The organism is Thermoactinomyces sp. CICC 23799 (assembly GCF_016055145.1).
In the GTDB taxonomy this organism is placed as follows: domain Bacteria; phylum Bacillota; class Bacilli; order Thermoactinomycetales; family Thermoactinomycetaceae; genus Thermoactinomyces; species Thermoactinomyces intermedius.
In genome coordinates, this window is record NZ_JAECVV010000001.1 from 25874 (window position 1) to 47846 (window position 21973).

Consider the following 21973-nt stretch of genomic DNA (forward strand, 5'->3'; position numbering starts at 1 on the left):
CGGGGAGGGGTTACCATTTGCCGGAATACATCATCAAACCATGCTGGATGCAATGGACATACAATTTTGCGCCTTTGACGGCAGGGAACCGGAAAGAAGGATCTTGCTCGGGGTATAACCGGTTCAGGTAAACTTTGTCGCTTTTGACCAAGGCGGCAAAAGAAAGATAATGTTCTTTGGTCATCGGGTGGTCCAGGGTAAAGAAGTAATCCGTGTCCGTTTCTTCCATCTTGATTTCCGTTTCGTGAAGGGTTTTTGCCGGTTGGAGCTTCTCCAGCTTTCTGCCGCAGCAGAAGACAGAGGCATTTCCGGTGCCGGCCAACATATTTCTGCAGCTCGGACAAACATAAAAGCGTACTTTGTCCATATTTCCGGCATCCGGCCGGTTGCGAACGATTTCCCCTTCCATCATTTGTGCGATATCCGCACCCAAAACGGCGGACAGTTTCGGCCACAGGGACAAATCCGGGCATCCGGCCCCGCATTCCCATTTCGAAACGGTTTTGCTTTGCACCCCCAACGCATCGGCAATATTTTTTTGGGTCAGGTTTTTTTCTTTGCGCAGTCTGGCAATCAACTTGCCGATTTTTTCAGCATCCATATTCTTGCCTCCATTTTTTATATGCATCGCCCGGTTTTTGGATGGTTCCAAAATTCCTGCGGAGTGCTTTTTTCTTGCTTGATCCATTCGCTTCACCCCGGGTTTTATTATATCTCTCCGGACTGCTGAAACGTCATCCACGCTCCGTGGAGTTTCGGGCTCCGTCATTTTGTTTCATTCCCGGTTGCCTTTATTGAAGGTTCCGAGAGAATTATTTTATGATGTGATAGAAAAGTAGATTATCAGAGCGTGTTTTTATTATGCGTCGAAGTTGATCGGTTGGATTCCCGGACAGCGGAAGGTTTGGGGGCGTTGTTTCACCGGCACCAGACGGAGGATGAAAAGAAGCGGGCCAGGAGAAAAAGGGGATTTTTTAAATGGCGGAGATCCTCCGTTTACACAGGAGACAGATTTGTTTAGCGGAAGAGCAAAAAGAGAAAGAAGGGGACGTTTGTGCAGAAGATTCATTGGAAACAGGGACTTCAGTCCGGTTGGAAAACCTCTTTGGAGCTGGCGAAAGTGGTTTTTCCGATTGCTTTTTTTGTGCATATCGCCAAACATACTTTTCTTTTGACATGGTTTGCCAACCTCCTTGCTCCGTTTATGTCCTTGTTCGGATTGAACGGGGAAGCGGCCATTCCGTTGGTGCTTGGAAATGTGCTGAATCTGTATGCCGCTCTGGGAGCGATCGGAGCGTTGGATCTGACGGTGAAACAAGTGTTTATATTGGCGGTGATGTTGAGTTTTTCCCACAATATGTTCATTGAATCGGCCCTGTGCCGGAAAGTGGGGGTGGCGGTTTGGGTGCCTCTGGCGGTGCGCGGGGGGCTTGCCGCTTTATCGGGGATTTTGATCCATCTGTTCTGGCCGGGCGGAAACAGCAAAGCTTCCGTGAATTTGGTTTCCGGCGGGGAAACGGTTTATTCCGGATGGGATGAAATCATCGGATCGGCGTTTTGGACCGCCACGACGGGGGTTCTTCAATTTGCCGCCATTTTGATTCCGTTGACGTTGTTTTTGCAGGCACTGAAAGATTTAAAAGTGTTGGACAAGATTGCGGTTTGGATTTCTCCTTTCTTAAAGCCGTTCGGCATTGCCAAAGAAGGGTCCGTCACCATGGTAAGCGGTTTGCTGGCCGGCTTGTTTCTCGGGGCCGGATTGATTATCCAGCAAGCCCAGGAACACAATTTGTCAAAACGGGACATTACGCTCATCATCATTTTCCTGGCCGCTTGTCATGCCGTGATTGAAGATACCGTCATTTTTATTCCTTTGGGAATCCCGGTCCAATATTTGCTGTTGGTCCGCTTTGGCGCCGCGGTCCTGCTGACGTTGGCGGTGGCCAGATTTTGGCGGCGGCCCGCTGCCCGCTATGCAACGAGCCATCACGGGTGACCGGATACTTTTTGGACGCTGTAAATGGCGGAAAAAGGGATGATCTCCTCATAGCGGCCATTGGCTATTTTCATCCGGCGCTCCTGCGGATTCAGTTTTTCGACAAATCCGCACAGTTGACAGGGGTGCCGGTTTTTCACATAGCGGACCAGGACGGGGAAATCGCCGTGCAATGCCTCCAGAAGAATCTGGTTGATTTCTTCGAGCGCGTCTTCCGCCAGTTCAGGCGGGCTCCATTCTTCTTGCCTTTTTCGCCGGGCCAACAAGGCTTCGCGATGCTCAGGCAGGAACATGCGACTTCCTTCCCACAGGAGATTTTTGCGGTTTAATACAGAGCTCATCGGTCATGCCCTCCAATCTTTTGTGCCCGGCTGAGCGCTTGTCCGGCATGCGTCAGGGAGATGGCGCGCAAGATGGCTGTCGGGCCGAAGCGTTCCTTGATTTCGTCCATCACATAGCCGAGCTCCGTTTTTTTGTTCCGGTCTTCGAAGAGGCTGAGTTGCAGGGCTTGATCGGTTTGGAACCGGCTTAAGCTGACCCCCAGCGAACGGATCGGCTGCCCTTCCCAAAAACGCAAAAACAGTTGCCAGGCCGATTGAAAAACTTCCATGGTTTGATTGGTTGCTTCCGGGAGCTTGCATTGGCGGTGAAATCCTGACGGATTTTGAAAATCGCCCCCCCGGCATCCGACGCTGACCGTTTGTCCGAGAAGATGGTGACGCCGGGTCCGGCGGCAGACCTCTTCACACAGTTCCAACAGGACGACCCGGATTTCTTCGGCAGTCCGGTAATCGCGGGGCAAGGTCATCTGATGGCCGATTGCTTTTTGGTGTTCGAAGGTGTCGGGAGAAACCGGGGACAAATCATGTCCGTTGGCGGTCATCCACAAGACTTGCCCGGGGATCCCCCACCGTTTTTGCAGGCGTTTCAGCGGAAAGCGGGCGAGATCTCCGATGGTGCGGATCCCCATCTTGTTCAAATGATGCCCCATCCGTTTGCCCACCCCGAACATGTTTTGCACCGGCAGGGGCCATAAATCGGTTTTCAATTTTTTTCGGTCCAGCCAATAAATGCCTTCCTTGTTTTTCTTGGCAAAATTGTCACAAGCCATTTTGCTGAGCACCTTGTTCGGCCCGATCCCGATCCGGGCATACAGGTGAAGTTCATCCCGGATGGTCTTTTGGATCTTGCGGGCAATGGTTTCGGGAGGCCCGAACAGCTTTTCACTTCCGTGGATCGAGATAAACTGTTCATCCACGGAGTAAGGTTCGACCAAATCGCTGAAACGTTCCAGAATTTCCGTGATGCGCAGGGAAAATTCCAGATACAAGCTCATGCGGGGACGGGCGACCACCAGATCCGGGCATCGTTTTTGCGCTTCTTGCAACGTGTCGGCATTTTGAATGCCATATTTTTTGGCAAGGGGACAAGCGGCCAAAATCACGCCGTGGCGCCGCTTGGGATCGCCGGAGACAACCACCGGGCGGTCGCGCCATTCAGGATGAAGTGATTTTTCGATATTTGCATAAAAGGATTGCATGTCAACGAGAAAGATCACTTTTTCCATGCTTTTTCCTCCCTTAAGGCACGAACAAACGATCGGCTTTGTTCTCATTATATGCGAACATGCATTCTTTTTATACCTCAAAATATTTCCAGTGCGTGTCCCTGTGCTTTACGACTGAATATTCAGACGCTATGATGGGAGTAAACATGTATCATACAGGAAACGGGGGAGAAGAATGATGAAGGGGACGGTGATTTTTCACCATGGACACATTCGTCCGGCCACCGGCGCTTCTTCCATGGAAGCCGTGGTGGTGCGGGACGGGCGGATTGCGGCCATTGGCGGGAATGATTCCATTCTTCTGGAGTACGGGCGTCCGGATGTGAGGAAAGTGGATCTGGAAGGCGGCTACATATATCCGGGGCTGGCCGACAGCCATGTGCATTTGTCGGGGGTCGGGCAAAAAAGGCGGTGGATGGATGTGAGTTCCTGCCGTTCCAAAGAAGAATTGTTGCAAGCCATCCGCGCCCGGGCCCGGTCGTTAAAACCGCAGCAATGGATTTTGGGAATGGGATGGGATGAAAACCAAATGCAGGGCGAAATCCCGACTTTGGAAGAGCTGGATGAGGCAAGCGGGGACCATCCCCTTTTTCTGATCCGCATCTGCCATCATGCCGGTCTGGTCAACCGCCTGGCTTACCAAACAGCCGGCATCCGGGAAGGGGAAACAGATCCGGAGCAGGGAAAATGGGGAAGGGATGAAAAGGGGCGGTTCAACGGCCGGGTTTATGAAAATGCCACCCGGTTTTTTTATGATGTCCAACCGAAACCGGATTACACGGAAAAAAAAGAGACCATCCGCCTGGCGATGCAAGAGGCGTTGGCTTGCGGGTTGACTGCCGTCCATACCGAAGACCTGCGTTATGTCGAAAGCTTGTACGAGTTGATCCGGATCTGCCAGGAGCTCAGGGAAGAAGGCGTATGGTTGCGGACTCATCAATTGATTTATCATCCTTATTTGGAAGAGCTCAAAGAAAGTCCGTGGAATGCCGGGGATGGGGACGAGTGGTTCCGGATCGGCGCGATGAAAATTTTTGCGGACGGATCGCTGGGCGGAAAGACGGCGTTTCTTTCCAGGCCGTACCGGGATGAACCGGATCATTACGGACTTTTGATTCACGAGCCGGAAGAATTGATCCGGTTGACGCAGGTGGCAGCGGAACAACGGATGCCGGTGGCGGTCCACGCCATTGGCGATCAAGCCGCCGAATATGTGTTGCAGGCCATGCAGTCCTGCCCGGTGGTTCACGGCAAAACAGGCCGCACACTTCGCCATCGTCTCATTCACGGACAGTTTTTGCGGCCGGATCTCATTTCGAAACTGAAAGCCATGCCGATGGCTGTGGATATCCAACCCCGGTTTGTGGCCAGCGATTTTCCTTGGGTGCTGGAACGCGTTGAAGAAGATTTGATGGCGTATGCTTATGCTTGGAAAACATTGCTTCAATCCGGTGTTCACTTGGCCGGTGGAAGCGATGCGCCGATCGAGCCGCTTCATCCCGTGTGGGGACTTCACGCGGCGGTTACCCGGCGTCCGCCGGAAGAAGATCATCCGGGCTATTTTCCCCGGGAAAAGTTGAGTTTGAGCGAAGCTTTGGCCTTGTTTTCCCAAGGCAGTGCTTATGCAGCCGGGGAGGAAAAAGAGCGGGGACGCCTGCAGGTGGGTTATTATGCAGACATGACGGTTTATGACCGGGATTTGTTTGCCACAGACCCCGGGGAGTGGGGAAAGACGAAGACGCGAATGACCATTGTCAACGGGCAAGTGGCATTCCGGCAAACCTGAACGGATGGCAAAGAAGAAGGCGGTGTCACCAATCCACTGGTGACACCGCCTTTTCGGCTCAGGAGGATTTCCGGTTGAAAACGTCTTTGAAAATCAGATTCAGGTTTTGCGGACGTTCGGCCAACCGGCGCATGTAATAGCCGAACCAGTCATGGCCGAAAGGCATGTAAGTGGTCATCCGGTATCCCTCTTTGGCCAAATCATATTGCATCTCTTGCCGGAATCCATAGAGCATTTGAAACTCAAACCGGTCCGTCGGAATCCCGTTTTCGGCAACAAATTTCTTCAGTTCGCCGATGATCCGGTGATCATGCGTGGCAATGGAAGTGAAAGCCGGTCCGGCCAGTCTTTTTTTGGCCAGTTTCAAAAAGTTCCGGTCAATCTCCTCTTTGGATTGAAAGGCGACATCCGGACTTTCTTTATACGCTCCTTTGACGATCCGGAGGCGGACATCCCGGAGTTCATCCGTCACTTCTTCCGCGCACCGCAGATAGCTTTGGATCACGGTTCCCACATTGTTGTAGTCTTTCAGCAACGTTTTTAAGACGTCGATGGTCGGTTGGAAATGAATGTAGTCTTCCATGTCAATGTTGATGAAAATGTCGTATCGGGCGGCAACGTCCAAGATCTCTTTCATGTTTTCAATGCAAAAGTCCTGATCGATATCCAGCCCCAACTGGGTTAATTTGACCGAGACATGGCAATCCAGATTTTCTTCGTTGATTTTATTGAGCATCGCGATGATTTGGTTTTTGGCTTGGATGGATTCTTCTTTGTGAAAAACAAATTCCCCCAAGTTATCCACCGTACAGCTGATGCCTTGTTGATTCATCTTTTTGATGGTGCGTGTGACGCTTTCAATGTCCGTGCCGGCCACAAACCGTTCGGCCCCCAGGCGAAATCCCCATTTCCGGGCACTTTGGTTTAAAAATTTATTGGTGGATAAGCGGATGAAAAAATTTCGCAACAACTTCTGCACAATCCCCAACCCCTTTCACTGTTTCCGGTCCGCAATCAATACGTTTCGGAAACCGTTTTTGCTTCCATGAATAATTTCAGGTGGTCAGGGCCTCCTGCTTTGGAATCGGTACCGGACATTTTGAATCCGCCGAAAGGCTGATAACCGACAATGGCCGCGGTGCATCCTCTGTTAAAGTAAAGGTTTCCGACATGGAATTCATATCTGGCCCGTTCCAGATGTTCCCGGTTATTCGAAATCACGGCCCCGGTCAAACCGTATTCCGTGTTGTTTGCAATTTCCAGCATTTCATCAAAATCGCGGGCTTTGGTGAACGCAACCACCGGGCCGAAAATTTCTTCCTGCATGATGCGGGCTTTGGGATCCACATCTTTAAAGATCGTCGGGTAGACAAAATATCCTTTGGAATCATCCGTTTGTCCGCCGTAGACGAGGGTTCCTTCCGTTTTGCCAATTTCAATGTAGCTTTTGATTTTGTCGAATTGTTTTTGATTGATCACGGCACCCATGTATACATCTTCTTCCGCCGGATTTCCCACTGTCAACGTTTTGGTGCGCTGAACCGTTTTCTCGATCACTTCGTCGTAAACATCTTCATGAACCACAACCCGGGAGCAGGCGGAGCATTTTTGTCCGGAGAATCCGAAGGCGGACTGGACGATGGCATCGGCAGCCAATTCCAAGTCTGCATCTTTATCCACAATAATCGTGTCCTTTCCGCCCATTTCTGCAATCACCCGTTTCAGGTGGGTTTGCCCTTCCTGCACTTTGGCGGCGCGTTCATAGATGCGGACGCCGGTGGCTCGGGAACCGGTAAAGTTGATGAAGTGCGTGTCTTTGTGGTCAACCAGATAATCCCCGATTTCCGCGGGATCTCCCGGGACAAAGTTGAGTACGCCTTTGGGGAGGCCGGCTTCCTCCAAAATTTCCACGACTTTGTAAGCGACGACGGGGGTGTTTTCCGACGGTTTCATCAGAACCGGGTTTCCGGCAACAATGGGAGCAACGGTCGTTCCGCATACAATGGCAAAGGCGAAGTTCCACGGCGGAATCGTGACGCCCGGTCCCATCGGCTGATAGAACAAAGTGTTTTGTTCAATCGGACGGCTGTTCACTTTTTCCCCTTTGGCGATTTCCAGCATTTGTCTTCCGTAGTATTCCAAAAAGTCAATGCCTTCGGCCGTATCCGCATCGGCTTGATCCCAGGGCTTTCCGGCATCGTAGACAAGCCATGCGGAAATTTCATGCTTTCTGCGCCGGGTGATGGCGGCGGCTTTAAAGAGCACGTTGGCACGGGCTTCCGGAGACATTCTCCGCCATGTTTTAAAGGCTTCGTTTGCTGCTGCAAATGCCTGGTCAATGTGTTTTTTGGTTGCTTTTGAAACCTTTCCGATCACTTGTTCTTTGTCGGCGGGGTTGACGGAAACCAATTTATCTTCGGTGTAAATCCGTTCGCCGTTGATGACCAGCGGATATTCTTTTCCAAGTTCGCTGCGGACCTTTTGCAAAGCTTTTTCAAACGCCTCGCGATGGGCCGGATCCTTGAAATCGGTAAAAGGTTCATGTTTGTAAGGGACAACCATGGAAAAACCTCCTTTGAAAGATCAATGCTTTTAAAAATGAGTCAATGCCTCAAGTAAAAAATCCTTTGCCCTGTTTATATGCAAGGAATGTGCCAACCAAATGAAACCGGTTTAAATATGTTGTTTTTATTTTTTCTGGAAGCGATTTCATTTGCTGATAATCTTGTTAATGTGTAAAATATTATTAACAATATTGTAAACAGGGTTAACATCTGTTTACAGTCGGATGCATCCACATTAAGCCGAAAGGGGCGGGGAAAGTGACGGATCCTCATCACTTTTATTTGCAGGCGGTCTTGTCGACGGAAGATGATGCGATTACGATTGTGGATCAAAAGATGAATGTGATTTTTTGGAATGAGGCGGCGGAAGAGACTTACAACATTCAAAAAGAGGAGATTCTGGGCAAAAAAATCACGGATTTTTTCCTTCATGACGATTTAATGGTTTTGAAGGTGCTGAAAACAAAGAAAAAAGTGAAAAATAAATATCATCGCCCGCGCCATGACAAACATGTTGTCATCAATACCAGCCCCATTTTTGACGGGAACGGGGAATTGATCGGAGCGGTGTCGGTCGAACGGGACATCACCCAGTTGGTGAAATTGAATGAAAACCTGATCATGACATCCCGGGAGCTGCAGGAACTGAAGCAACGCGTCCACACGGATCAGGAGATCCTTCCCTTTTCCAAATTGATCGGAAAAAGCAAAGCCCTCCGCAAAACGATTGCCATTGCCAATAAAAGCGCCAAAACGGACGCAACCACATTGATTCTGGGGGAAAGCGGAACCGGAAAAGAAATTTGCGCCAGGGCCATCCACGAAGCCAGCGCGCGGAGAAAGGGGCCGTTTATCCCCGTGAATTGCGGGGCGATTCCACACGCTTTGTTTGAAAGTGAATTGTTCGGGTATGAAGGCGGTTCCTTCACCGGGGCACAGAAAGAAGGAAAACCCGGAAAAATCGAAATGGCGCACGGCGGCACCCTGTTTTTGGATGAAGTGGGAGAGCTTCCGCCGGAGATGCAGGTGAAGCTGCTCAGGGTGTTGCAAGAACAAGTCCTTTACCGCATCGGGGATTCCAAAGGGAGAAAAGTGGATGTCCGGTTTATCGCCGCGACCAATCAGGATCTCATCAAATTGATGGAAGAAAAAAAGTTCCGTTCCGATTTGTATTACCGGTTAAACGTCATTCAGCTGACCATGCCTCCCTTGAGAGAGCGGGTGGAGGACATTCCCTTGTTGGCGCAATATTTTTTGGAGCAATTTGCCAGCCGGTATCAAGTGCCGGTTCCCGAAATCCAGCCGGATGCCATGCCGGTTTTGCTTCAGCATCCATGGCCGGGAAATGTGCGGGAACTGCGCAACCTGATGGAACGGGTCGTGATCCTGTCCGAAAAACCGGTGATCCAAAAAGAAGATTTGGTCAGCTTTTTCCAACACCCGGCTGCTGCATCGTCTTTTTCAGAGCCCGGTGCGGAAAATCGCCGCAGCTTGTCCGGTGAAAAAGATCACATGGAGAAACAGTTGATTGAACAGGCATTAAAAGAGACGGCCGGCAACAAATCCCAAGCTGCCAGAAAATTAAGGATATCCCGGGTGACCCTCTACAAAAAGCTGAAAAAATACCAGATCCGTCTGTAGAGGCCGGCCGTCCCGGTCCCCGGCTCAAAAGATGACTTTGGTGGCCAGAGCCGTGATGATCACAGCCATTGCGGTGCCGGTGGCCCAAAGGATTGTAAAGCGCTGGAATTCCCCGAAGTCGACTTTCGACATTCCCACCAGCAGGTAAGTGGCAGGCACGAGCGGGCTTAACAAATGGACCGGCTGTCCCAGCAACGATGCCCGGGCGATCTCGACGGCAGTATAACCGTAGGAAGCGGCAGCTTCAGCCAAAATGGGAACCACGCCGAAATAGTAAGCATCATTGGACATGAAAAAGGTGAATGGGATGCTGGTTACCGCGATGATGAGATGAAAGGCCGGTCCCCAGGAGTCCGGAATGATGGAGATCAGGCTGGAAGCCATGGCGTCCACCATTTTGGTGCCTGAGAGGATCCCGGTGAAAATGCCGGCGGCAAAAACCAGGGAGACGACGGCAAGGGCGTTTCCGGCATGGGATGCGATCCGCTTTTTTTGTTGTTCGGGATTGGGATAGTTGATCATGACGGCAAGGGAAAAAGCGAGCATAAACAACACCGGCAGCGGCATGATGCCTTTGATCAGGCCGATGAGCAAAAGAGCGGTCAAGATGGTGTTGGCCCAAAGCAGTTTCGGGCGTTTCAAGGAAGCGTCCCCTTCAGGGGAGGCTTCTTTTTGCAGGTTTTGGATGCTCTGTTCATCCAGGGGAATCACTCCCAGCCGTTTTCTTTCCCGCCGTCCCAACCAAAATGCGGTGAAGAGGATCCAAACGGCCCCACCGATCATGGAAGGAATCAAAGGGACGAACACATCGCCGGCGTCCACGCCCAATGCGGCGGCTGCACGGGCAGTCGGTCCGCCCCATGGCACCATATTGGTCAAACTGACCGACATCACAGTGATCCCCGGCAGAATCAGCGGATTCATGTTCAAACGCCGGTACAGCGGAAGAAAGGCGGAAACGGTGATCATGTAACTGGTGGTGCCGTCCCCGTCCAGGGAAACGACCAGTGCAAGGACGGCCGTTCCCATGACGATCTTTGCCGGATCTCCTTTCACCGCCTTTAAGATTCTGGTTACGATGGGGTCAAACAAGCCGGCATCAATCATGATGCCAAAATAAAGAATCGCAAACAAAAGCATGATCCCGGTCGGGGCCAAATCTTTGATTCCCTCCAATGCCATCTGTCCCATTTCGGAAGCATGTCCGGTGAATACGGCAAAAAGGACCGGGATGATCATCAGGGCAATCAGTGTGGGCATCTTTTTCGACATAATCAGGTACATAAACAAAAAGACCATCAGGTAACCCGTGAGTGCAAGCATCTGTTGACCCTCCTGTCAAGTGGTGACCGGAAAAAGGATTCCGGCAAGCCAAACCACCAGCGTGACCGTCACCGTGCTGAACAGGGTGCTGATCAAGACGGCCTGTGCAGCCAGATCGGGATGGTTGTTGTATTCCAAAGCCAAAATAGAGCTGTTTCGTGAAGTGGGGAAGGAACTGGCGATAAACAAGGATTGTGCGACCGTGCCGTCCAACCCCAGCAGGAAGATGATGCCGAGTGCGGCACCGGGCCCGATCACCAACCGGGAGAACGTGCTCAGGTACAAGACCGGATGGGGTTTACCGGGCCGGATGGTGGCGATTTGCGCACCGAGCGTGATCAAAGCGACCGCCAGAAACGCGTCGGCCATGTTCTCGACCGGCTTCCACAGGATGGGGGGAATTTCGATCCGAAAACCGGCACAGATGAGGCCGAGCAGGAGCGCATACAACATGGGAAGTTTGAACAGCTCTTTGATTACGGAACGCCCTCCGCTTTTGGCACTCACCAAGTTAAAAATCCCGTAAGTGAAGGTGAGCAGGTTTTGAAAAATCATCACAAACAATTGAATGGAAACCCCCAGCGGATTGGCATGGAAAACCATCTGGCTGACCGGAATCCCATAGTTGGCCGAATTCATCAAAACCACACTGTTCTTGTAGGTGGCCGCCGTTTTCCGGTCCATTTTCGTGACCCGGCTGATGATTTCGGTAAAGGAGATGGAAAAGGTGGAAAACAACAGCAAAAACAAGATAATTTGCCCGAAAATCGCCAGCGGCATGCGGCTTTGATAAATATTGACGAAGGTGTTGGCCGGCAAGAGGCAATACGTTAACAGTTTGGAAAAGGATTTTAAATGCAAAGCAAAGACTTTATGCAAAATCGCACCAACGGCCAGCAGAATCAACAGTGGCAGAATGATTTGCAAAAATATCAAGGACAAAACGGCCATCTGTTCTCCTCCTGTTCCTTCCGTTTGAGACTCCGATCATTGCATCCGGTGAACCCTCCGGGCAGCATTGGGAATGAGCAGAACCCTGTCCGGATCTGTGGAAGACACAGAAGGCGGGCTGGATGTTTTCCGGTTTCTTTTCACACGGCGAAAAATAAAAAAACAACAATTTAGTTAATTATAACAATAAAAAATGGAATGAAAAATATATAAAATCGATAAAAAATCCATACAATACACAGGATCAATGCAGAATACACAAGAAAAAATGTGGTATTTTTGAAATTTTGTATTGATCTCTTTGGGGATGGGTTTTATACTGAGATAAACCGTTTTACTAAATCGGTTTATCTATGATTTTGAAAGCGTTGTCTTTGGCTTCTGTTGAAAAAGGCGGGTAACAACCGAACAGGCGGGGTGGTGACATGCAGAAGTTGGATGTTGTGACATTTGGGGAAGCCATGGCCATGTTTATGGCGGATCGTCCGGGGCCATTGCATGAAGCCGGCCGGTTCACGCTTGGGCTTGCCGGTGCCGAAGCCAATGTGGCCATCGGCCTGGCCCGGCTGAATGTCCGGACCGGTTGGGTGAGTAAAGTGGGGAAGGATGCGTTTGGCAAGTTTATCATGAAGCGGCTCAAAAATGAAAGCGTTGACATCAGCAGAGTCCGGATGGATGACAAGCATCCGACCGGTTTCCAGTTGAAGTCGAAAGTGAAAGAAGGGGATCCGGAAGTTCAATATTTCCGAAAGGGATCGGCGGCAAGCCGTTGGGTGCCCGGCGACTTTGACAAAGCGTATTTTCTCAAAGCGCGCCACCTGCACATGACGGGGATCCCCCTGGCGGTGTCCGGGTCATTCCGGTCTTTTGCCCGTCAGGCTTTGGCGTTTATGAAGGAAAACGGAAAAACGGTTTCTTTTGACCCAAATTTGCGACCTTCCCTTTGGCCGTCCGTTCATGAGATGATCCGGCAAGTCAATCAATCCGCTTTTCAATGCGACTGGGTGCTGCCCGGCATCCGGGAGGGAGCGGTTCTGACCGGTTCGGACAAACCGGGGGAGATTGCCGATTTTTACTTGGAAAAAGGAGTAAAGCTTGTTGTCGTCAAGCTGGGGGAAGAGGGAGCCTATTACAAAACGGCATCGGAAGAAGGGACGGTTTCCGGCTTTAAGGTCCGTAAAGTGGTGGATACCGTTGGGGCCGGCGACGGGTTTGCCGCCGGATTGATCAGCGGACTCCTGGAAGGACTCGCGATCCGGGAGGCCGTGATCCGGGCCAATGCGATGGGGGCTCTGGCGGTGCAATCTCCCGGAGACCATGACGGTTATCCAACCAAGACGGAGCTGGATGATTATCTTGAAAAAAATGGGGAGCCCCGCAAGGAGTGATCACATGAAAACTTGGGCCGATCAAAGATGGATGCGTTTGATTCCCGTTGTTTTTATCACTTACAGTCTTGCTTATCTGGACCGTGCCAATTATGGATTTGGGGCCGCCGGCGGTTTGGCGGAAGATCTGAACATTACGGAAGGCACTTCCTCCTTGCTCGGTGCCCTGTTCTTTCTGGGGTATTTCTTTTTCCAAATTCCCGGCGCGCATTATGCGGAAAAGAAAAGTGCCAAAAGGTTGATTTTCTGGTCGTTGATTTTATGGGGCTTGTTGGCTTCCTTGACCGGACTGGTCAGCAATCTTTCTTTATTATTTGTCATCCGGTTTGCTTTGGGAGTGGTTGAAAGCGCTGTAATGCCGGCGATGCTTGTCTTCTTGAGCCACTGGTTCACCAAAGAAGAGCGTTCCCGCGCCAATACATTTTTGATCTTGGGAAATCCGGTCACGGTGCTGTGGATGTCCATTGTTTCCGGCTATCTGTTGGAAGCGTTCGGCTGGCGTTGGATGTTTGTTTTGGAAGGGATTCCCGCCGTTTTATGGGCCTTTGTGTGGTGGTGCGTTGTGGAAGATAAACCCGGGGAGGCCCGTTGGCTGACCGGACAACAAAAAGGGGAATTGAATCAACGGTTACAAAAGGAACAGGAGGATTTAAAACCGGTTAAAAATTACCGGGAGGCGTTTCGATCCAAGCCGGTGATTTTGCTCAGCATCCAATATGCTTTGTGGAGTATCGGCGTGTATGGATTTGTAATGTGGCTGCCGTCAATCATCAAAGCCGCGCCGGACATGGGGCTGGTGGAGACCGGTTGGTTGTCGTCTGTCCCTTACATCCTGGCCACGGCCATGATGCTTCTGGCTTCATACTTCTCTGACAAAATGTTAAATCGCAGTGCGTTTGTGTGGCCGTTTTTACTGGTTGGCGCCGTCGCTTTTTACCTTTCATATGCCTTGGGAACCGACCACTTCTTGCTTTCTTTCATCCTGCTGGTGATTGCCGGCGGCGCGATGTATGCCCCGTACGGACCGTTCTTTGCAATTATTCCGGAAATTCTCCCCAGAAATGTGGCGGGGGGAGCGATGGCACTGATCAACAGCATGGGAGCCTTGGGGTCGTTTGTCGGCGCTTATGTGGTCGGGTATTTAAACGGTGTGACGGGAGGATTTGGTGCTTCCTATATCTTCATGGCGGGATCTTTGCTTTTGGCCGCGGCCCTCACACTTTGGGCGGTCCGTGCAGCCCGAAAGGACAAGCTTTCCGGCCGCCGCCCGGATGTTGTTTATGCGTCGGAAGAAGGATAAAGGGGGAGTTGTCATGGGAGCGGAAGAAATCAAAAAAAGATCGGTGGTTGCCGTTGTCCGCGGGGCTTCTGTGGAATCGGCGGTAAAAATCGGCCAAGCGTTGCTGGACGGAGGCGTGACCGCGCTTGAAATCACGATGGAAACCCCGCAAGCGCTGTCCGTGCTTGAAAAAGCATGCGAGGTGTTTGGCGATGCAATGCTGGTCGGGGCCGGAACCGTTCTCGATGCCGAAACCGCACGTCTGGCCATCTTGGCGGGAGCCCGATTCATTGTTTCGCCGACGGTGAATGAAAAGATCATTCAAATGGCGAAACGGTACGGGGTGATCAGTGTGCCGGGAGCATTCACCCCAACGGAAATTTTACATGCGTTTGAACAGGGGGCGGATGTGGTGAAAGTGTTTCCGGCAGGGATTGCCGGACCGGGCTATTTAAAAAGCATTTCGGCTCCTTTGCCCCACATTCCGCTCATGCCGACCGGCGGCATTGACCAAACGAACGCCAAAGATTACATCCGGGCCGGTGCGGTGGCCGTCGGGGTGGGATCGTCCCTCGTCGATCCGTCACGGGCATTGACGGACGAATATTTGCGGGAAGTGACAAAACAGGCCGAAAAGCTGATGGCCGCGGTGCAGTCGGAACGGATTGAAGCTGGGAAAAAGGAAAAGGAGTCGCTACAATAAAGTCATCGAACGATTGAAAGAGGGAACAGCAATGAAGAAAGTGACCATGGCGGATGTCGCCAAAGAAGCGGGTGTTTCCAAGAGCACCGTTTCGCAATTTTTAAACAAGCGCTTTGAATACATGGGGGAAAACACAAAAAAAAGAATCGAAGAAGCCATTGAAAAACTGGGTTATCAACCCAATTTCATTGCCAGGAGTCTAAAACAAAAGCGCACTTCAATGATTGCGATTATTGTAGCGAATATCCTTCATTATTTTTCCACCGGAATCATTCGTGCAATTGAAGATTTTTGCCGGGATCATGATTTGCACGCGATTGTTTGCAATGCGGATGACCAGCCGGATCAGGAACGACGGTATATTGAAATGCTGAGGGCAAAGCAAGTGGATGGCATGATTATCTTTCCGACCGGAAAGAATCGGGATTTGTATGAACAGATGGTCCGGGAAGGCTATCCGGTGGTTTTCGTGGATCGCCAGACCGGGTTGGATCATGCTTATTCGGTGGTGACCGATAATGCCGCGGCCACTTGCCAAGCGATCAAACAGTTGATCGGACAAGGGCACCAACGAATTGCTTTTGTCGTGCAGCCACTGATGGTAAGCACCAGAAAAGGCAGATTGGAAGGTTACCGAAAAGCCATGGAGGATGCCGGTTTGCCCGTGGATCCCGACTATATCGTCGAATCCCCGGTGGATGAGGTGAAAAGCCGGCTGGAAAGCCTTTTTGCTTCCAAAGAGCGGCCGACTGCTTTGTTTGCCGGGAATGACCGGATGTTTCTGGCCGTCATGGAATTTATAAAAGAAAAAGGGCTCGTGCTCGGGGAAGAGGTGGATCTGGTCGTTTTTGACAATATTCCGTTTGCCCGGTTGATGGACCACCCCATCACGTTTATCGAGCAACCGGCAGCTGAGATGGGAAGAAAGGCTGCGGAATTGTTGTTTGAACAAATAAATGGCGGGAAGCCGGAGCCGGAGGAATATGTTTTTCCGAGCCGGATGGTTCAGGCAAATCCGCCTGCCGGCCCGGCACTTCCCGGCAATCGTGTTGATCCGGAGAGGAAATGAATGTTCATGCAGAGGGAAAGGAGACCGGAGGATGATACTGCAACTTGCGTTGGATCGGATGAGTATCCCCGAAGCAGTCCGGTTGGCCGGGGAAACGGAAGAATTCACCGATTGGATTGAAGTGGGGACTTCCATTATCAAGGAATTTGGAATGGCGGGAGTCCGGGAATTGAAGCGGACTTTTCCCGACAAGCCGGTGGTGGCGGACACCAAAACGATGGACAATGCCCGTTATGAATTTGAAAAGGCATTTGAAGCCGGGGCCGATGCGGCCACTGTCATGGGGGTGGCGCCGCCGGTTACCATCGAGACCTGCATGGACGTGGCACGCCGCCATGGCAAAACGGTGATGATTGATTTGTTGAACGTATCAGAAGATCAAGTGAGAGAGTTATTAAAATATGACGAGGCCGTTTTTTGCGTGCATGTGAGCAAGGATGAGCAAGAAGAAGGGGTGCGGCCTGTATGGAAAAAGTGTGCGGCGGTTTCGTCGGAGAAGCCGGTGAAATGGGCGGCAGCAGGCGGAATTACGCTAAGTTCCTTGGAGAAGGTGAGAAAGTCTTTCCATCCTTCGGTGGTGATTGTCGGTACCGCCATCACCAAAGCGGAGAATCCAAAAGAGGCGGCCAGACAGTTGAAACAAGCCATTGAAAAGGGGGAATAAGCCATGTCGACAGCTCAAGCCATTTTAAGAGAAGTGGAAGCGGTGATCGGGCAGGTGAAAGAAGAAGAGATCAAAGAAACCGCCGCGGCATTGCAAAAGGCGGGGCGGATCTTTGTCGTGGGGGAAGGACGCTCCGGATTGATGGCCAAATCGTTTGCCATGCGGTTGATGCATTTGGGTGCCAAGGTGTATGTGGCAGGCGAAACGATTACGCCATCCGTTGAAGCAGGAGACTGGCTGGTTGCCGTTTCAGGATCGGGAACCACCCGCCAAGTGGTTTGGACGGCGGAGAAAGCCAAATCCATCGGGTGCAAGGTGATTGCCGTGACGACCGATGAGGCGTCCCCTCTTGCACAAACGGCCGTGAAGATCCTCCGTGTTCCGGCGGCAACCAAACACCGGCGCGCCAATGAATGGAAAACCATTCAACCTCTGGGGTCGCTGTTTGACCAAAGTGTCCATATCTTGTTGGATGCCGTATGCCTGGAATATGGAAGGCTGAAGGAAGTGAATCATGACGAAGCGGTCCGCCGCCACAGCAATTTGGAATCATGATAAAACGGGGAACCGGAGACAGACCATCTGTTTCTTCGGTTCTCTTTGTTTTTTGATGAGAACGGGAGCGATTCAAGAAAGCGCCATGCTGAAAGCCGATTGATCAAGAACAATCAATCGGCTTTTTTGCGGACCTTTTACAGATTCCCGATGGATAAGTACTTTGTCTCCAAATACGGTTCCATTCCTTCCAAGCCGCCTTCCCGGCCGATGCCGCTTTCTTTCATTCCACCAAACGGGGCGTGTGCGGCAGACGGCGCTCCGTCGTTCCAACCGATAATGCCGAAGTCCAAGTGTTCATTCAAGTAAATGCCGGTGCGGTAATCATTGGTGAAGAAATAAGCGGCCAGGCCGTAAGGGGTGCTGTTGGCAATCTCCACGGCTTCTTCCAGGCTTTTGAAGGACAGGATGGGAAGAACCGGTCCGAATGTTTCTTCCTGCATGATTTTCATGTCAAGGCCGGCTTGGCCGAGGATGGTCGGAGCGACAAAAAAATATCCTTTTTCGCGGTCGGCTTGGTAAGTGTTTCCGCACAACACGCGTGCGCCCTTTTGGAGGGCATCTTCGATTTGTTCCATGATTTTGTCAAAGCTTTTTTTGTTGATGACCGGACCGACGTCGGTCTCTGGGTTCAAGCCGTTTCCGACTTTTAATTTCCGCACGCTGTTCGCCAACTTTTGGGAGAAGGCTTCGGCGATGCTTTCGTGGACCAGCAGGCGGTTGGCGCAAATGCAGGTTTGCCCGGCGTTTCGGAATTTGGAAAGGATGGTTTGCCGGACGGCAAGATCAAGGTCGGCATCTTCGGCCACAATGACGGGAGCATGGCCGCCCAGTTCCATGGAAATGCGTTTGACGGTGGCGGCGCTGTTTTTCATCAGCAACTTTCCGACTTCAGTGGAGCCGGTAAAAGAGATTTTTTGAATCAGGGGGCTGTCCGTAAAGAGTTTGCCGACGAAAGGCCCCAACCCGTTGACATATTGGATGACCCCTTCCGGTATGCCGGCTTCATGGGCCAGTTTAACCAGTTCCATGGTGGTCAGCGGCGTTTCTTCCGCCGGTTTCACAATAAACGTACAGCCGGCTGCCAAGGCGGGTGCGGCTTTTCTGGTCATCATGGCCGCGGGAAAATTCCAAGGCGTGATGGCCGCCACCAGCCCGACGGGTTGACGAGTGACGATAATCCGTTTCGATCCGGTGTGGGCGGGGATGGTCCGGCCGTACAGCCGTTTGGCTTCTTCGGCGTACCAATCAATATAACTGACGGCATAGTCGACCTCCGCGAGGGATTCGGTCAGCGGTTTTCCGCTTTCCAGCGTCATGATCCGCGCGATGTTTTCCTTGTTTTTTTGAATGCGATCCGACCATACCCGGAGCAAGCGGGAGCGCTCATGGGCATTGGTTTTGGACCAAGCGGAAAAACTTTCGTGTCCTTTCCGGATGGCTCTGGTGATTTCCTCTTCGGTATGGGCTTTTACTTTTTGGATCAATTCCCCGGTGGCAGGATTTTTTACTTCAATCATCTCGGACATCTTTTTGCTTTCCTCCTTTTTTTGGACGGGGTCGGGGGTTCTTCTTCTATGATATCAGCCGGTGCAAGCTTGTCGATTTTTAAGGGGGTTTCGCCGTTTCAGCGGGAGGTTTATTTTTTTGCGCGGAGTTTTTCCCATTCGCTCCAATACATTTTCGGAAGATCCGGGGAAATGTCATCGGGGATGGTGCAGATCAGTTCCAGATTATGGCCGTCCGGATCTTCAAAATACAAAGAAGCATTTCTTTGAAACGGGCGCACCACGGGCTCGACCGGTTCAAAACGCCCGTCTTTTACCGGTTCGATCCCTTTTTCCTTGAGCCAGCGGATGGCTTCGGGCATATCCTCAAAGTGGATGCGAAAGGCGATATGTTTGGCAAATACATGGTTCCCGCCGGGCTTTTGCCAGAGGCCCAGCCAGCTTTTTTCAGGTTCAATCCACAGAAAAGCGACACTGTCATTTCTCCAGGCCGGAGTCAGCCCAAGTCTTTGATAAAATTCGACAGAACGGTCCAAATCTTCCACTTGAAAATGAACTTCATACAAGCCTTGAATCATAAAAGTTTCCCTCCTTGTGAAAAGCCGTCCGGGACCCTGTTTTCCGTCCCCGCGGACCGGATGCTTGTCAGGTGAATTGACCAGGTGATTTTCTTCTTTTCATGATATCTGTATATTCTGTAATTTCGCGGATGACCTGGTCCATTTGCCCGGACAGGCGACGGCGTGAAAAGCGCATCACTTTCCAGCCTTGCTTTCCCAGATCATGTTTTTTTGTTTGAAAGCGGAGTTGTTTTTTGGGACGGATCACCGTGTCCCCGTCGCATTCCAAAGCCAGTTTGTATTTGGGGATGGCGATTGCCACCCGATGGCGGTGAATGGGATAGTGGATTTTGACGTCACGCCCGAATTTGGAATAAAGCGCGTAAAACAGTTTCCGTTCCCAAGGATTGCAAGTGTGGAGGAGTTGGAAATGGATAAACGGGAAGAACCTCAGCCGGACTTGTTCGTAAATCCAGACAGGGATGAAAAAGGGGATGCACAACCAGTGATGACGCCACTTGCGGCGTAACTTCCGAAACTTCCAGGAAAGTTGGCGACAGCCGTCGGTTCGGTTGTTGAACAGGGGAAGCAAGCCGGTCACCTCCTATATTCAGAATACACCAAAAGAAGTGTTCTTTCCAAAAGATATTTCCAATTTTCAAAAGAATTGGCCGGTTCTTTTTTTGAGCAGGGGGGCATATGTTGGTCTCAGGGGGGATGGTATGGCGGTTATTCAGGCGCCGGAATCGCATGTCAAGCTGTTGGCCAGGTTGATGCGGGCGGAAGCGGAAGGGGACGGGCAAATGGGGATGTTACTGGTTGGCAATGTGGGTGTCAACCGGGTGATTGCCAACTGTCTCGATTTTGAGGGGATCCGCAATCTTCAACAGATGGTTTTCCAATCCCCCGGCGGTTTTGAAGCCGTGCAAATGCCGTATTTTTATCAACCGGCCCGCCAGCAGGATATCCGGTTGGCCCGAAAGGCCATTCAGGGCCAGCGTTTTGATCCCGCCAAACGGGCCTTGTGGTTTTTCCGGCCGACAGGGGAATGTCCGGCAACCTGGTTTAATCAGACGCATTCCGGAAGATATAAAAGCCACTGTTTTTATATTCCTGATGCTTCGGATTGTCCTGCTGTTTATCAATATTAAGAACTGGAGGGAGACAAATGGTGTATTGGTCTTATCCATATCATGCTCCATACCCGTTTTATTCCGACGCGCAGGTCAGTCAGAGACAACAACCGGAACAAGGGCAGCCCCAAAGACAGGACCGCAGATTCTCGGAAGATTTGTTGCAAAGCAATATCGGAAAACGAGTGACGGCTTATATGACTTATGAAGGGAGCGAGGAATGGAGGAACCGGGTGTTCACCGGGGTGTTGCGCCAGGTGGGCAGGGATTATTTTGTTTTGCGGGATCAGGAAACCGGAAAAGATGTCATGTTGTTAAATATCAATTTGAATTTTGTAGTGTTTGATGATACACCGGCCCGGCTGACCCGGTCGTAACCCCTGGCGGAAAAAGTGTGAAAAAGCGTGAAAAGGGAGGCGGAAAACCGCCTCCCTTTCCTGTTTCATTCTTCAAAGATATAGGCCAGGGCATCCAGGGCCTGATCGACGGTTTCGACCGTCACTTGTGCCCGCTGGCTGATTTCTTTCAACGGATGGTGCAAGCTTTCCGGACGCACCAAAATCAGGGGCTTGTTTAAAGCGATGGCCAACGATGCATCCATTGCGGTGTTCCATTGCCGGTATTTTTCGCCAAACAAGGCGATGACGATGTCGGCTTTTTCCATCCATACCCGGGTGCGCAAATTGTTCAGTTCCGAAGCGGCTTGATCCCGGTAAACCGCATTGGGCTGTTTTCCTTTGATCAGTTCGCCGATGTCATCCGAACGGTCGTGATTTTCCTGCGGCCCTTTAAAAATGACGGGCAAGCCCCGTTCTTCGGCTTTTTGGCGCAGTTTTGCCCTCCAGTCATCATGAATTTGACCGGCAAGATAGACGACGAGTTCCATGATCCGGTTCCCCCTTTTTTGGAATGATCTCTTCTATTGTAATCAAAGTGCGTTTTTTGAAAAAGACAAACCGGGATGCATGCCCGGAACAGGAGGTTTCGGGGCGGTTCAAAGCCTTGATTTTTCAAGACAAAAGGATTCTTCTGAAATGGTTGACAATAACGGGCGGAATTTGTTATTCTTATCCCAAGCAATTGAAAACATAGTTATTTGATAGGTATTTATGGTTTAGAAACATCCTCATAAAGAGAGGCGGAGGGACTGGCCCGATGAACCCTCGGCAACCGGCCGTACGGCTTGGTGCCAAATCCAGAGAACAGTCACTGTTCGAATATGAGGAGAAAAAGGCAAGTGGCATCGATCCCTTTTTCCCTCATGGAAAAGGGATTTTTTTATTTTC

The 21973-nt window shown here is 51.1% G+C and carries 22 protein-coding genes and 1 riboswitch; of the genes, 11 read left to right on the forward strand and 11 right to left on the reverse strand.

What is annotated here, in order from left to right:
- Positions 1-10: 10 nt before the first annotated feature.
- Positions 11-601, reverse strand: a complete 591-nt coding sequence (locus I8U21_RS00160; RefSeq protein ID WP_181731174.1) for a helix-turn-helix domain-containing protein — start codon at positions 599-601, stop codon at positions 11-13.
- Positions 602-1054: 453 nt separating this feature from the next.
- On the opposite strand from I8U21_RS00160, the gene I8U21_RS00165 reads away from it, so the two are divergent.
- The gene (locus I8U21_RS00165; RefSeq protein WP_181731173.1) at positions 1055-1996 is read left to right on the forward strand and encodes a nucleoside recognition domain-containing protein; all 942 of its coding nucleotides are present in this window, start codon (positions 1055-1057) and stop codon (positions 1994-1996) included.
- Here the strand turns inward: I8U21_RS00165 and I8U21_RS00170 are convergent.
- Together I8U21_RS00170 and I8U21_RS00175 are read right to left on the reverse strand one after the other, a co-directional pair.
- Positions 1987-2337 carry a YolD-like family protein gene (locus tag I8U21_RS00170; RefSeq protein WP_198053022.1) on the reverse strand — a complete coding sequence of 117 codons (351 nt, stop codon included), beginning with the start codon at positions 2335-2337 and terminating at the stop codon, positions 1987-1989. The two genes, I8U21_RS00165 and I8U21_RS00170, sit on opposite strands and share 10 nt — an antisense overlap.
- Entirely contained in the window at positions 2334-3563 is a 1230-nt protein-coding gene (locus I8U21_RS00175) for a DNA polymerase IV (RefSeq protein ID WP_181731171.1), read from the reverse strand. The genes I8U21_RS00170 and I8U21_RS00175 overlap by 4 nt, the downstream gene beginning before the upstream one ends.
- Before the next feature lie 178 nt (positions 3564-3741).
- Between I8U21_RS00175 and I8U21_RS00180 the strand changes: the two genes are divergently transcribed.
- Positions 3742-5349, forward strand: a complete 1608-nt coding sequence (locus I8U21_RS00180; protein ID WP_198053023.1) for an amidohydrolase — start codon at positions 3742-3744, stop codon at positions 5347-5349.
- Positions 5350-5407: 58 nt separating this feature from the next.
- Here the strand turns inward: I8U21_RS00180 and I8U21_RS00185 are convergent, their stop codons facing one another.
- Both I8U21_RS00185 and pruA read right to left on the reverse strand, forming a co-directional pair.
- On the reverse strand, positions 5408-6328 hold the full coding sequence (locus tag I8U21_RS00185; RefSeq protein ID WP_181731169.1) for a proline dehydrogenase family protein: 921 nt from the start codon (positions 6326-6328) through the stop codon (positions 5408-5410).
- A gap of 35 nt (positions 6329-6363) precedes the next feature.
- Positions 6364-7911 (reverse strand): L-glutamate gamma-semialdehyde dehydrogenase, encoded by a 1548-nt coding sequence (gene pruA / locus I8U21_RS00190; protein ID WP_181731168.1) that lies wholly within the window; start codon positions 7909-7911, stop codon positions 6364-6366.
- A 338-nt stretch (positions 7912-8249) separates the two neighbouring features.
- Here pruA and I8U21_RS00195 point away from each other — a divergent pair, with 338 nt between their 5' ends.
- Positions 8250-9554 carry a sigma-54 interaction domain-containing protein gene (locus I8U21_RS00195; protein ID WP_370527005.1) on the forward strand — a complete coding sequence of 435 codons (1305 nt, stop codon included), beginning with the start codon at positions 8250-8252 and terminating at the stop codon, positions 9552-9554.
- Positions 9555-9578: 24 nt separating this feature from the next.
- Here I8U21_RS00195 and I8U21_RS00200 read toward each other — a convergent pair whose 3' ends face one another.
- Both I8U21_RS00200 and I8U21_RS00205 read right to left on the reverse strand, forming a co-directional pair.
- Positions 9579-10877, reverse strand: coding sequence for a CitMHS family transporter (locus tag I8U21_RS00200; protein WP_181731167.1), 1299 nt, complete (start codon positions 10875-10877; stop codon positions 9579-9581).
- 15 nt (positions 10878-10892) lie between these two features.
- Complete coding sequence (locus I8U21_RS00205; RefSeq protein WP_181731166.1) at positions 10893-11828, reverse strand: AEC family transporter; 936 nt, start codon at positions 11826-11828, stop codon at positions 10893-10895.
- 425 nt (positions 11829-12253) lie between these two features.
- Between I8U21_RS00205 and I8U21_RS00210 the strand changes: the two genes are divergently transcribed.
- The 6 genes from I8U21_RS00210 to hxlB are packed head-to-tail and all read left to right on the forward strand — an operon-like array spanning position 12254 to position 17486.
- Positions 12254-13216 carry a sugar kinase gene (locus I8U21_RS00210; RefSeq protein WP_181731165.1) on the forward strand — a complete coding sequence of 321 codons (963 nt, stop codon included), beginning with the start codon at positions 12254-12256 and terminating at the stop codon, positions 13214-13216.
- A gap of 4 nt (positions 13217-13220) precedes the next feature.
- Positions 13221-14516 carry an MFS transporter gene (locus I8U21_RS00215; protein ID WP_049720499.1) on the forward strand — a complete coding sequence of 432 codons (1296 nt, stop codon included), beginning with the start codon at positions 13221-13223 and terminating at the stop codon, positions 14514-14516.
- A gap of 13 nt (positions 14517-14529) precedes the next feature.
- Positions 14530-15198, forward strand: coding sequence for a bifunctional 4-hydroxy-2-oxoglutarate aldolase/2-dehydro-3-deoxy-phosphogluconate aldolase (locus I8U21_RS00220; protein WP_049720498.1), 669 nt, complete (start codon positions 14530-14532; stop codon positions 15196-15198).
- A 31-nt stretch (positions 15199-15229) separates the two neighbouring features.
- Complete coding sequence (locus I8U21_RS00225) at positions 15230-16267, forward strand: LacI family DNA-binding transcriptional regulator (RefSeq protein ID WP_049720497.1); 1038 nt, start codon at positions 15230-15232, stop codon at positions 16265-16267.
- Positions 16268-16298: 31 nt separating this feature from the next.
- A complete protein-coding gene (gene hxlA / locus I8U21_RS00230) occupies positions 16299-16931 on the forward strand; it encodes a 3-hexulose-6-phosphate synthase (RefSeq protein WP_181731164.1) in 633 nt (210 codons plus the stop codon).
- A 3-nt stretch (positions 16932-16934) separates the two neighbouring features.
- The gene (gene hxlB / locus I8U21_RS00235; protein ID WP_049720495.1) at positions 16935-17486 is read left to right on the forward strand and encodes a 6-phospho-3-hexuloisomerase; all 552 of its coding nucleotides are present in this window, start codon (positions 16935-16937) and stop codon (positions 17484-17486) included.
- A 137-nt stretch (positions 17487-17623) separates the two neighbouring features.
- On the opposite strand, the gene I8U21_RS00240 is transcribed toward hxlB, so the two are convergent.
- From I8U21_RS00240 to I8U21_RS00250, 3 genes are all read right to left on the reverse strand, one after another.
- Entirely contained in the window at positions 17624-19015 is a 1392-nt protein-coding gene (locus I8U21_RS00240) for an NAD-dependent succinate-semialdehyde dehydrogenase (protein WP_198053024.1), read from the reverse strand.
- A gap of 110 nt (positions 19016-19125) precedes the next feature.
- The gene (locus I8U21_RS00245) at positions 19126-19572 is read right to left on the reverse strand and encodes a VOC family protein (RefSeq protein ID WP_181731162.1); all 447 of its coding nucleotides are present in this window, start codon (positions 19570-19572) and stop codon (positions 19126-19128) included.
- A 67-nt stretch (positions 19573-19639) separates the two neighbouring features.
- On the reverse strand, positions 19640-20146 hold the full coding sequence (locus I8U21_RS00250; RefSeq protein ID WP_198053025.1) for a DUF559 domain-containing protein: 507 nt from the start codon (positions 20144-20146) through the stop codon (positions 19640-19642).
- A 130-nt stretch (positions 20147-20276) separates the two neighbouring features.
- On the opposite strand from I8U21_RS00250, the gene I8U21_RS00255 reads away from it, so the two are divergent.
- Both I8U21_RS00255 and I8U21_RS00260 read left to right on the forward strand, forming a co-directional pair.
- Positions 20277-20705 (forward strand): cell wall hydrolase, encoded by a 429-nt coding sequence (locus I8U21_RS00255; protein ID WP_049720491.1) that lies wholly within the window; start codon positions 20277-20279, stop codon positions 20703-20705.
- 17 nt (positions 20706-20722) lie between these two features.
- Positions 20723-21064: a spore coat protein GerQ gene (locus I8U21_RS00260; RefSeq protein WP_049720490.1), complete on the forward strand. Its 342-nt coding sequence runs from the start codon at positions 20723-20725 to the stop codon at positions 21062-21064.
- A gap of 65 nt (positions 21065-21129) precedes the next feature.
- Here I8U21_RS00260 and I8U21_RS00265 read toward each other — a convergent pair whose 3' ends face one another.
- On the reverse strand, positions 21130-21573 hold the full coding sequence (locus tag I8U21_RS00265; protein WP_049720489.1) for a YtoQ family protein: 444 nt from the start codon (positions 21571-21573) through the stop codon (positions 21130-21132).
- Positions 21574-21810: 237 nt separating this feature from the next.
- A riboswitch (SAM riboswitch) is annotated at positions 21811-21913 on the forward strand.
- Positions 21914-21973 lie beyond the last annotated feature (60 nt).

Bases quoted from the DNA above. Each gene is read 5' to 3' on its own strand.
- I8U21_RS00170 (WP_198053022.1), bottom strand. From the start codon at position 2,337: ATGAGCTCTGTATTAAACCGCAAAAATCTCCTGTGGGAAGGAAGTCGC.
- hxlA (WP_181731164.1), top strand. From the start codon at position 16,299: ATGATACTGCAACTTGCGTTGGATCGGATGAGTATCCCCGAAGCAGTC.
- I8U21_RS00210 (WP_181731165.1), top strand. From the start codon at position 12,254: ATGCAGAAGTTGGATGTTGTGACATTTGGGGAAGCCATGGCCATGTTT.
- I8U21_RS00180 (WP_198053023.1), top strand. From the start codon at position 3,742: ATGAAGGGGACGGTGATTTTTCACCATGGACACATTCGTCCGGCCACC.
- I8U21_RS00160 (WP_181731174.1), bottom strand. From the start codon at position 601: ATGGATGCTGAAAAAATCGGCAAGTTGATTGCCAGACTGCGCAAAGAA.
- I8U21_RS00220 (WP_049720498.1), top strand. From the start codon at position 14,530: ATGGGAGCGGAAGAAATCAAAAAAAGATCGGTGGTTGCCGTTGTCCGC.
- I8U21_RS00245 (WP_181731162.1), bottom strand. From the start codon at position 19,572: ATGATTCAAGGCTTGTATGAAGTTCATTTTCAAGTGGAAGATTTGGAC.
- I8U21_RS00265 (WP_049720489.1), bottom strand. From the start codon at position 21,573: ATGGAACTCGTCGTCTATCTTGCCGGTCAAATTCATGATGACTGGAGG.
- I8U21_RS00175 (WP_181731171.1), bottom strand. From the start codon at position 3,563: ATGGAAAAAGTGATCTTTCTCGTTGACATGCAATCCTTTTATGCAAAT.
- I8U21_RS00260 (WP_049720490.1), top strand. From the start codon at position 20,723: ATGGTGTATTGGTCTTATCCATATCATGCTCCATACCCGTTTTATTCC.
- I8U21_RS00225 (WP_049720497.1), top strand. From the start codon at position 15,230: ATGAAGAAAGTGACCATGGCGGATGTCGCCAAAGAAGCGGGTGTTTCC.
- I8U21_RS00195 (WP_370527005.1), top strand. From the start codon at position 8,250: ATGAATGTGATTTTTTGGAATGAGGCGGCGGAAGAGACTTACAACATT.
- I8U21_RS00205 (WP_181731166.1), bottom strand. From the start codon at position 11,828: ATGGCCGTTTTGTCCTTGATATTTTTGCAAATCATTCTGCCACTGTTG.
- I8U21_RS00215 (WP_049720499.1), top strand. From the start codon at position 13,221: ATGAAAACTTGGGCCGATCAAAGATGGATGCGTTTGATTCCCGTTGTT.
- I8U21_RS00200 (WP_181731167.1), bottom strand. From the start codon at position 10,877: ATGCTTGCACTCACGGGTTACCTGATGGTCTTTTTGTTTATGTACCTG.
- pruA (WP_181731168.1), bottom strand. From the start codon at position 7,911: ATGGTTGTCCCTTACAAACATGAACCTTTTACCGATTTCAAGGATCCG.
- I8U21_RS00240 (WP_198053024.1), bottom strand. From the start codon at position 19,015: ATGTCCGAGATGATTGAAGTAAAAAATCCTGCCACCGGGGAATTGATC.
- hxlB (WP_049720495.1), top strand. From the start codon at position 16,935: ATGTCGACAGCTCAAGCCATTTTAAGAGAAGTGGAAGCGGTGATCGGG.
- I8U21_RS00255 (WP_049720491.1), top strand. From the start codon at position 20,277: ATGGCGGTTATTCAGGCGCCGGAATCGCATGTCAAGCTGTTGGCCAGG.